13 protein-coding genes are annotated in these 9,268 nt (G+C 47.3%); 3 read left to right on the top strand and 10 right to left on the bottom strand.

Annotated features, from left to right (window positions below):
- The 9 genes from JF818_RS02000 to JF818_RS02040 form a co-directional block, all read right to left on the bottom strand.
- Window positions 1-826, bottom strand: an 826-nt coding sequence (locus JF818_RS02000) for an NAD(P)/FAD-dependent oxidoreductase (protein WP_198890322.1), incomplete at its 3' end; no start/stop codon positions are given.
- Complete coding sequence (gene tsaB / locus JF818_RS02005) at window positions 819-1,532, bottom strand: tRNA (adenosine(37)-N6)-threonylcarbamoyltransferase complex dimerization subunit type 1 TsaB (RefSeq protein WP_198890323.1); 714 nt, start codon at window positions 1,530-1,532, stop codon at window positions 819-821. The genes JF818_RS02000 and tsaB, both read right to left, overlap by 8 nt.
- Window positions 1,529-1,948, bottom strand: a complete 420-nt coding sequence (gene tsaE / locus JF818_RS02010; protein ID WP_198890324.1) for a tRNA (adenosine(37)-N6)-threonylcarbamoyltransferase complex ATPase subunit type 1 TsaE — start codon at window positions 1,946-1,948, stop codon at window positions 1,529-1,531. The genes tsaB and tsaE overlap by 4 nt, the downstream gene beginning before the upstream one ends.
- Window positions 1,945-3,204, bottom strand: coding sequence for a lipopolysaccharide assembly protein LapB (locus tag JF818_RS02015; protein WP_198890325.1), 1,260 nt, complete (start codon window positions 3,202-3,204; stop codon window positions 1,945-1,947). The genes tsaE and JF818_RS02015 overlap by 4 nt, the downstream gene beginning before the upstream one ends.
- A 351-nt stretch (window positions 3,205-3,555) precedes the next feature.
- The gene (locus tag JF818_RS02020; protein ID WP_198890326.1) at window positions 3,556-3,912 is read right to left on the bottom strand and encodes a hypothetical protein; all 357 of its coding nucleotides are present in this window, start codon (window positions 3,910-3,912) and stop codon (window positions 3,556-3,558) included.
- A 37-nt stretch (window positions 3,913-3,949) separates the two neighbouring features.
- Entirely contained in the window at window positions 3,950-4,309 is a 360-nt protein-coding gene (gene rplT / locus JF818_RS02025) for a 50S ribosomal protein L20 (RefSeq protein WP_117329800.1), read from the bottom strand.
- Between the two features lie 12 nt (window positions 4,310-4,321).
- Window positions 4,322-4,519 (bottom strand): 50S ribosomal protein L35, encoded by a 198-nt coding sequence (rpmI, locus tag JF818_RS02030; protein WP_198890327.1) that lies wholly within the window; start codon window positions 4,517-4,519, stop codon window positions 4,322-4,324.
- An 85-nt stretch (window positions 4,520-4,604) separates the two neighbouring features.
- Window positions 4,605-5,156 carry a translation initiation factor IF-3 gene (gene infC, locus JF818_RS02035; RefSeq protein ID WP_198890328.1) on the bottom strand — a complete coding sequence of 184 codons (552 nt, stop codon included), beginning with the start codon at window positions 5,154-5,156 and terminating at the stop codon, window positions 4,605-4,607.
- A gap of 171 nt (window positions 5,157-5,327) precedes the next feature.
- The gene (locus tag JF818_RS02040) at window positions 5,328-6,320 is read right to left on the bottom strand and encodes a class II fructose-bisphosphate aldolase (RefSeq protein ID WP_198890329.1); all 993 of its coding nucleotides are present in this window, start codon (window positions 6,318-6,320) and stop codon (window positions 5,328-5,330) included.
- A 122-nt stretch (window positions 6,321-6,442) separates the two neighbouring features.
- Between JF818_RS02040 and JF818_RS02045 the strand changes: the two genes are divergently transcribed.
- Window positions 6,443-7,207: a hypothetical protein gene (locus tag JF818_RS02045; RefSeq protein ID WP_198890330.1), complete on the top strand. Its 765-nt coding sequence runs from the start codon at window positions 6,443-6,445 to the stop codon at window positions 7,205-7,207.
- Here JF818_RS02045 and JF818_RS02050 read toward each other — a convergent pair.
- Window positions 7,197-7,985 carry a TatD family hydrolase gene (locus tag JF818_RS02050; RefSeq protein ID WP_198890331.1) on the bottom strand — a complete coding sequence of 263 codons (789 nt, stop codon included), beginning with the start codon at window positions 7,983-7,985 and terminating at the stop codon, window positions 7,197-7,199. The two genes, JF818_RS02045 and JF818_RS02050, sit on opposite strands and share 11 nt — an antisense overlap.
- 88 nt (window positions 7,986-8,073) lie before the next feature.
- On the opposite strand from JF818_RS02050, the gene JF818_RS02055 reads away from it, so the two are divergent.
- Window positions 8,074-8,574: a flavodoxin gene (locus JF818_RS02055; RefSeq protein ID WP_198890332.1), complete on the top strand. Its 501-nt coding sequence runs from the start codon at window positions 8,074-8,076 to the stop codon at window positions 8,572-8,574.
- Window positions 8,575-8,585: 11 nt separating this feature from the next.
- A partial coding sequence (locus JF818_RS02060; RefSeq protein ID WP_198890333.1) for an NAD(P)/FAD-dependent oxidoreductase occupies window positions 8,586-9,268 on the top strand: 683 nt, incomplete at its 3' end.

Raw genomic sequence — 9,268 nt, forward strand, 5'->3', positions numbered from 1 at the left:
CTCCTACAGCATACAGACCAGGAATAGAGGTCTCCATCCGCTCGTTGGTAAGAACATATCCGCTCTCATCAAGCACTGATTTGTCAAGGAGTTCCGTCTGTGGAATCATCCCGACAAAGATGAAGACTGCATCAAATTCACGTTCATACTGCTTGTCGTTTGCCAGGTCATTGAGCAGGACAGATGTGACTTTCTCTCCATCTCCATTGATGCGCTCAACGGTGTGCTGCATGACAATTTCAACGTTCTTGTTACGCTCAATCTGCTCAACCAGATGATCTTGTGCCCTGAAACGGTCCTTACGGTGGATCAGGGTGATGTGTTCACTGAGCTTGGAAAGATAGATGGCATCAGTAAGTGCAGTATCACCACCACCTACGACCAAGATTCTCTTCCCCTTGAAGAAAGGCCCGTCACAAGTACCGCAATAGGAGACACCCTTGCCGTTGTACTTTTCTTCGCCCTCAACTCCCAGATGTCGGTGTTTTGCCCCAGTGGCAAAGATAACGGCTCTTGCCTTATAGGTTTCCCCGTCAACTGTCTCTGCAGTGAAAACCTCTCCCTCTTTCTTGAGTGAGGAGACCGTGGCATAGACAAGGTTTGCACCAAAAGCTTCTGCCTGGGCATGGAACTTCATTCCAATTTCATAGCCGCTGATCGGCTGATCAAAACCGGGATAGTTCTCTATCATATCGATGTACATGGTCTGTCCGCCTGGAGCAATAGACTCCAACAGGGTAACTGAGCGACCAGCACGTGCTGCGTATTGGGCTGCGGACATTCCAGCAACCCCTGATCCAATGATCAGTACATCTTGTTCAATCATGTAAAACCTCCAAAGAATGGATTATCTTTTGTAATGCAATTTCAGCGTCACTTTTACGAACATAGGAAGGACCTTTTCCTACATCGTCACTACCTCTCTCCAGATACTGCTTCCTTCCCATCTCCGCGAGTACAAGAGCCAGATTTGCACCAGCATGGGTGTCAATAAGCACTTTCTCTTGTAATGATTCGCTGAGTTTATGGGCAAGGAGAGATGCATCTGCTCCCGTAAGGAGGATGGAAGGATAGCCTGAGAGCAGTTGCTCAATCTGCTGGGCAGTGAGATCAAGATCTTCACTTTTGCGTTGTCCATCCACAAATAGCGCTGCATAGAAGCGCTGTTTTTTCGCATCGATGGTTGCAAGTACTGCTCCCGGGTACATTTTGACGCACCCTTGGTAGACATCCAGGGTTGGAATGGACACCAAGGGTTTGCCTGTCGCAAGAGAGATTCCTTTAAGGGTGCTCATGGCAATTCTGAGCCCAGTGAAAGAACCGGGTCCGCTGGTACATACCAGCAAATCTAGGTCTTTTAGATCGATGTTGCATCGACCACAGAGCTCAAGAATCCTGGGAATCAGCAACTCGGAATGTTTGTTCCCTAATGTGGTTGCACTAGTTTCATAGAAAACCGGCTTGTCTTCTTCATATCGGACAAGCGCAAGGTGCAAAACTGCTGTTGCAGTGTCACATGCAAGGACATTCATAGTTGGACCCCTTCAAGGGTGATGATTCTTTCTTGGTTAGGCATAATTCTAATATGCACAAAAATTGTTGAATCGGGAAGCAGCTCCTCAATCTTTTCACTCCACTCTATGAGGGTGACGCCCTTTCCATACAGCAACTCCTCCCCTCCGATCATCTCAAACTCTTCAATGCCTTCTATTCGGTAGAGATCCATATGGTAAAGTGGGAGTGATCCTTCATACTCCTGGATGAGTGTAAAGGTTGGACTGACAATGGCTTCCCCAATTCCCAATCCTTCGGCAAGACCCTTGGCGAATACGGTTTTCCCAGATCCGAGACTACCGCGTAAGGAGATAACTGTGCCTGGCTTACATTGCTTTGCTATGCTTTTGCCAAGGTTCCTTGTCTCCTCTTCACTGTGGGTGGTGACGGTCATCGCTCCTCATCCTCCAGGGAAAAAGCGGCCTCAATGTCGTCAGTCTCTTCCTTTCCTTGAATGGAGAAGGGGCGTTCTTCCTTGCTCTGGGTGATGACTTCTTCTGCACTGACAAGCTCTTCAACAACAGGGGAGGAGAGGACCTCTCCACTCTGGTTCTGGTAGTCCTTCATCAGCTGTATGATCACGGGATCTTTCGGGTCGATGCTTCGAGCCATCTCGAGAAATTTCCTGGCCTCGTCAAGTTCCCCATCCTTGAGATGGAGGTATGCGAGGTTGCTTACCAGTGTAATATTATCATCATCGAGGTCTACTGCAGTATTGAGGTAGGTCTTGGCAAGTTCTGCTTTCCCTGTTTCAATGCTGCAGAGCGCAAGTTCGTTATAGATATCACTGCTTCCTTTTGTCCAAGCAAGGGCTTGTACCAATGCTTCTTCAGCTTCCTGGAAGCGCGATAGGCGTCTAAGTGCCCAGCCTTTGAGAAACCATGCATTCCAGACCTTAGGGTTGTCCTTGATATAGGATGCCAAAAGTTCCAGTGCTTTCTCTTCATCATTCATCTGGATTGCATCATAGGCCTGCATGAGGTTTGCATCATCATTGAGCTTGGTTTTGATATCTTTCATGATGTTCATGACATGCTTTTTTTTCTCGCCTTCTTCAGCAAGCTCAAGATATTGTTCAAGGTATTCCCCAGCGAGTTCTACATTCCCTTGGTAAAGGTGGAAGAATCCAATTTCGCTATAGAGCGAGGCATCTTCACCTACTACTTCCAGCCCTTCATGCAGGATGTTGATCATCTTCTGCTGATAGAGATCATAGACCTCGCCTTTCTCACTATCCTGGATAGCCATCCTGCTGTAGAGAGTGGCCAAGTTGATGAACGAAGTACTTTGTGGTGCAAGTCGAATCACCGAGAGGAAGAGTTCTTCGGCAAATGTGTAGTTGCCTTTCTTTTCTTGGGCTATTGCAGCCAGGGTAAGCTCCTCGGGAGCGTCTGGTTGGACTGCAAGTACGAAATCACGGTAGTACGACGCATGTTCGTGCTCCCAATTGAAGGCGATGATTTTCAACATTCCGGCAACAATCAACTCAATAGATATATCGGTCGTTGCATCGATCTTGGTCTTCCCGTCGGGAAGTTGGACCGGAATCTTGATGGAACTATCGATATGGAAATCACCAATGTCTCGTTCCATCGAGGAGGGGAGGGAGATGAAGATACAATGCTTCAAAGGATCTTGTTGTTCTGGCATGGATTATTTATTCCTGTATGCAAGAGAAAACCTGCGGTGCCGTACCCGGAGATTGCTCTTGAACCTTAGGTTCAAGTGGGAAACCAGTTTGGCTGAAAATTCTGTTCCGTTAAACTCCCAAGGAAGTTGGATCAATGCAAATCAGCTATGCCGCATCCCGTTTGTGTACGTTGAGCCAAGAGACTATGGCTCCAGGCGCACACCGCAGGAAAATAACTTGTCAAATATCAGAGCAGGTGTCTGCTACACCTACATCGTACAATAAGAACCCACTTTGTAAAAGGGGGCATAGATAATAAAACGGGACCCGTGGGCCCCGTTTACGACAGTGTCCAAACACTTGGACAAGGATCAGAGAGAGGGACTGTCCTCAAGAAGGGCATCCAGATCGACTTCCTCATCAATGAGGGCATCACCACTGGTAAATCCATCTGCGGTTTCCAACTCAATCTGAGCATCATCTAGGAGGGGGACGTCATCCAGTCCTTCGATGGTAGACAGATTGTCCATGGCGTTTGCAATACTATCTTCAATAAGTTTGTTGCTCGTCTGGAAACTCTCAACGTACTCTTCAAGCTCAGCATTGTGTGCATGTACCAAATCAAACTTTTCCTGCAACTCTTCCTTCTCCTTGCGGAGCATTGCAATCAGGCCTGCAGCCTTCTTGGTTCGCAGTTCAAGCATTTTTACCGAATCGACAACTGACATGGTTCCTCCTTACAGCGTTTGGACGATTTGCCAGGAGTTAGTTCTCCAAGGCAACCTTGACCTGTGCAACGAGAGCAGAGAATGCAGCCTTGTCTTCAATAGCCATATTGGAGAGGGCCTTTCTGTTGATCTCGATGTTGGCAAGTTTCATACCATGCATGAACTGGGAGTAGTTGAGACCCTCAGCGTGCACAGCTGCGTTGATTCTTGCAATCCAGAGCTTGCGGAAATCCCGCTTTCGCTCTTTACGACCGCGATAGGCATACTGCCCAGCCTTTGCAACTGCGTCTTTTGCAACACGGTTGTTTGTGCTTCTGCGACCATAATAACCTTTGGCCAGCTCAAGAATCTTCTTTCTTCTGTCTTTGTGTTTCGTTCCGTCTACTGCTCTAGGCATATCCCACCCTCCTTACGCGTATGGAAGCATCGATTTAGCTCGTTTTGCTTCCATGTCTGCTAGGATTCCAGTTGCACGCAGGTTGGCCTTGCGCTTGCTGCTCTTCTTGGTGAGGATATGGCGAAGACCCTGCTTTTTATAGCGGACCTTTCCAGTTCCAGTCACACGGTACCGCTTTGCAGCGGATTTTCTTGTTTTCATCTTGGGCATTGTATTGCACCTTCCATTCTTGCGCTCGCAAGGAACAAGAACCCCTTGGAGCTGCATATTCACCATCCCATGCGGGATACTGTTACTAATTCTTTTTCTTGCCCGATCCAGAAGCACTCTTGGAGGGACTGACGATCATACTCATCATCCTTCCTTCCATCATCGCTCCTCGGTCAAGGTTGTACCCTACACCATTTTCGGTGAGCTGGGCAAGTATCTTGTCCAGGACAACCTTACCCAATTCAGTATGGGCAAGTTCACGGCCACGGAAGCGTATGCTTACCTTGACCTTGTTCCCTTCGTCGAGGAAGTCACCGATGAACTTTGATTTGGTCTCAAGATCGTGTCTTTCGATCTTGGGCTGCATCCGGATTTCCTTCATCTTGATGATGTTCTGGTTCTTTTTGGCTTCTCTCATGCGCTTTTCTTGCTCATAGCGATACTTACCATAATCAAGAATCTTGCAAACCGGTGGTCTTGCATTTGGAGAAACCTCTACCAAGTCCAACCCCTGTTCATCTGCAAATGCGACAGCGTCATAGACGCTCATGATACCTTTTTGATTGCCATCTGCATCAATGACGAATACTTCTCGTGCACGGATCTGTTTATTGATCCTCAAATCCTTTGTAGCCAATCGAGCTCCTTTGTTTTCGGTGAAAACCATATCGTTGAAGGTAAGTCAGCCTAAAGGGCCGACGCAAAACAATATAACACATGCCTAGGAAGCGTGTCAAAGTATCTCCCCTAGGCAATATGCGAAAAAGGCCACCAGGGTTTCCAGTGGCCTTTTGAGAACTATAGAAACTTACGCGTGATTGGCAGAACCAAGCACGTTGATGTTCTTGTGCATGTACATCTTCTTCAGCTCATCGCGAGCAGGTCCGAGATACTTACGGGGATCGAACTCTCCGGGTTTCTCTGCCATGGTCTTGCGAATAAGAGCGGTCATTGCAAGTCTTCCATCACTGTCGATGTTGATCTTGCATACAGCACTCTTTGCTGCCTTGCGAAGCTGTTCCTCAGGAATACCAACGCTGTCCTTGAGCTGTCCACCGTACTGCAGGATCATGTTTACATACTGCATGGGAACAGAGGAAGAACCATGGAGTACAATGGGGAAGCCTGGGAGCTGTCTCTCAATTTCTTCGAGGATGTCGAAGCGAAGCGGAGGTGGAATAAGCACTCCTTCCTCGTTGCGGGTACACTGGCTGGGCTCAAACTTATTTGCGCCGTGGCTTGTTCCGATGGAGATGGCAAGGGAGTCACAACCGGTGCGGTTGACAAAATCCACAACTTCTTCGGGCTTGGTGTAGTGGCTTACTTCAGCAACGACATCATCTTCGATGCCGGCGAGCACGCCAAGTTCACCTTCAACCGTTACGCCACGCTCGTGTGCATACTCTACCACTTTCTTGGTGACTGCAATGTTCTCTTCATAGGGGAGGTGGGAACCATCAATCATGACAGAGGAGAAACCATTGTCAATACATTCCTTGCAGGTTTCAAAGCTGTCGCCGTGGTCAAGGTGCAGGACAATGGGAATCTCACAACCGAGTTCCTTGGCATATTCACCAGCACCGCGGGCCATGTTTCTCAGCAGATTGATATTGGCGTAGTCTCGAGCGCCTTTGGAAACCTGAAGAATTACTGGGGACTTGGTCTCAACACAAGCCTGAATAATTGCTTGAAGTTGTTCCATGTTGTTAAAATTGTAGGCAGGAATTGCATACCCACCCTTGATAGCCTTTGCGAACATGTCTTTGGTATTTACCAGACCAAGTTCTTTATAGGATGTCATAGGTTACTCCTTGTATGATGGTAGGTTCTTTTCGTTACAAATGTAGCCAATATGCTGAAAGTGGTCAACCAGTATTCACTTGTTTCTTGACTGCAGGCAACACGATTGGTACAGTTTCGGGCATGAATAGAAGGATTGTGTTGCCCTTGTCTCTTGTGTTGTTGCTCATTGCAACAATCTTGGTGTTCTCTATCTTCTTGCCCCGGGTAACCTTTCTTGTGGATGTTCCCTACAGTAAGACTGTGCTATCTGTGCAGAGACCCAAACTCTTCTTTTCTCTTTTACAATCAGGATATATCCTCACGGTTGAAGAAGTTTCTCTTACGACGGAACCTGGGAAGTTGTTGGATGAAGTAGATGAGAGAAGCCTGTTTGTCATTGCTTCCCCTTTGGTGAGTTCGAAACTGAAAAACACCGATGTTCCTCCATATCTGGTAGGCCAAGGCAGAAGCACCGACCAAGCTCGTGCTTTTCAACGATTTTGGCTTATTGATGATGAGACCATGCTCAACGATTTGAAATACCCTGACCTGCTTACTGCATTGGTAGGGGATGAAGATGTAGAACGCTTCTCTCATTATTTCCCCAGTGATTTAGTGTTCATCAAAGGAAGCGAAGAACATGGTAGTCAATTTGCTGACCGTATGGCTCTCACACTGCAGGACCGCAAGGTGATAACAGTGGTTGCCCCATCCCTCGACTCTTGGGCAATACCCTTGCTGCAGGATGCTTCCATGCAATGGGTGGTCCCTGCAGAGTATCTGTCCATGATCCCTCCAGAGCAGCAAAGTGGGGTACTGGTACCAGATCTTGTAGCTGGGGTAAAGGCATTATTGGCAGAAAAGGATGAGATCTACATACTCAAGTGGAGGATGATCAAGCTCTAAGGAAGGAATGGAAGTTGGTTTTTACTTGCTGATTCAGGTCAGTTAGCTCAATACCCCGCAATTCTGCCGCAAATCGGTATATATGTTCCATATTTAAGGGAGTATTCACTCTTCCTCTCATGGGATTCGGGCTGAGATAGGGGCTGTCAGTCTCCAGAAGAATCCGCTCAGGGGGCATCTGCTTAAAGAGTTCCTGCATTGTCCTGTTTGCCTTGTAGGTTAAAGGTCCTGCGAAGGAGAGAAAGAATCCTTTATGGATGGCGAGCTTTGCAAGCTCCTCGCTCCCTTGGAAACAGTGAAAGACTCCCTGTCTGGAGAAGCCACGACTTCTCAGCAGTGTGATGAACTGCTCGTCTGCTTCACGGTTGTGAAAGATTACGGGGAGATTTCTCTGTTCTGCTATTTCAATTTGTGAGAGGAGAAGCCCTTCCTGTGCAGTTTTGGTCCCGTAGTCCCAGTGATTATCCAACCCAATCTCACCAATGGCCACTGCATTGTTTTCCTCGAGCTGTTTCTGCATTGTTTCCAGCTGGATCTCCACAGATGGTTCCCCTTCTTTCACTCCCCATGGCCCGATACCCCCACTCAGATACACAAAGGGGTAGGACGCAAAGCGCTTAGCCCGCGCAGTCAGGTCATCGGCTTCAAGTCCAATGTCGATGCCTTCCATGGAGTGTTCCTGCATGGTGTTGAGAAGGGAATCAACCTCGATGCCTTTTCGCTCGATGGACAATAGATGGAAGTGAGAATCGATCATATGAAGGGGTAGTGTCTGCATATGCTCTGTTATAACGCAGCCCAAACATTGTTGCAAGGTAGTAAAATATCCCATGGTCCGCCAGCATAACTCATGGTACACTCACTACATGAATACCGTTGCAGTTGTTTTCTATTCACTGGAAGGTCATACAAAGTATTTGGCAGAGCAGCTCGCCGAAAGATTAGGTGCTGATCTTTTCCAGATACATCCAAAAAGAAAATATCCTACTAAAGGATTCCTCAAGTTTTATCGAGCAGGTAGAGATGCCAGCCTTAAATGGAAGGTTGCATTACAACCACCGGTTCCTGTACTTGAGAGCTACGGTACGGTTTTGATCTGTACACCTATCTGGGCAGAGACCACCAGCGCTCCCATGTACTCCTTTCTCAGACAGACTGATCTTACTGCCAAGAGAGTGTTTTTCATCGCAACTTGTAGCGGAGGACCAGCAAAACGATGCTTCCAAAGAATGCGAAAAACCGCCAAAGGAGCATCTATCCTGGGTGAGGAACGATTTGTACATCCAAGTGAAGAAACAGTGGAGCGTGATGAAGCGCAGATTGCGTCAATTTGCAATATAGTTAATGAGCATAGCAAAGCCTTGTGAGGAGGGGTTGCATGGATTTTGATGTTCTGGTAGTTGGGGGTGGACTGAGTGGATTGAGTGCTGCTTCCTTGCTTGCAAAACGGGGATTGAAGGTAGCTGTTGTCGATAAGGCAACCCATCCAGGGGGAAGCTGTGGATCTTTCCGTCGTGATGATACACTCTTCGACCAAGGCTCCTCTATGCTTTTTGGTTGGGGAGAGAAGGGATTCAATGCCCATCGGTTCCTTTTCAACTGCCTGGAAGAACCCATAGACATCATTCAGCATGAGTTGCTTTACTGTATTCATTTTGGCGATACCAAGGTGAGATTCTTTCCCAACATTGAACAGTTCATTGAAGAGCTCATTCCCCTCTTCCCTGATGAGGAACAGAACCTGAGAAGGTTTTACCATGATATGGAGAAACTCTATACCCATGTAATGGTGGAGAATCCTTCTTACACCACTCCTGATGAAGTGGATAGGAAAGCAGCGCTTGAGTCTATGCGTCACCATCCGATTTCCTACATCAGGTTTCTTTCGTACTTGAATAAGAGTGCAAGATCACTTCTTTCGAAATATTTTTCCAATCCAAAGATTTTCAACTTCTTCGATAAGCTCACCAGTACCTACTGCTACACCACTGTAGCAGAATCTCCTGCAATCCTCTCATCAGTCATGTTTGTCGATAACCATGTCGGGGGTAGTTATTATCC

Origin of the sequence: Sphaerochaeta sp. S2, assembly GCF_016406725.1 — a bacterium.
GTDB lineage: Bacteria > Spirochaetota > Spirochaetia > Sphaerochaetales > Sphaerochaetaceae > Sphaerochaeta.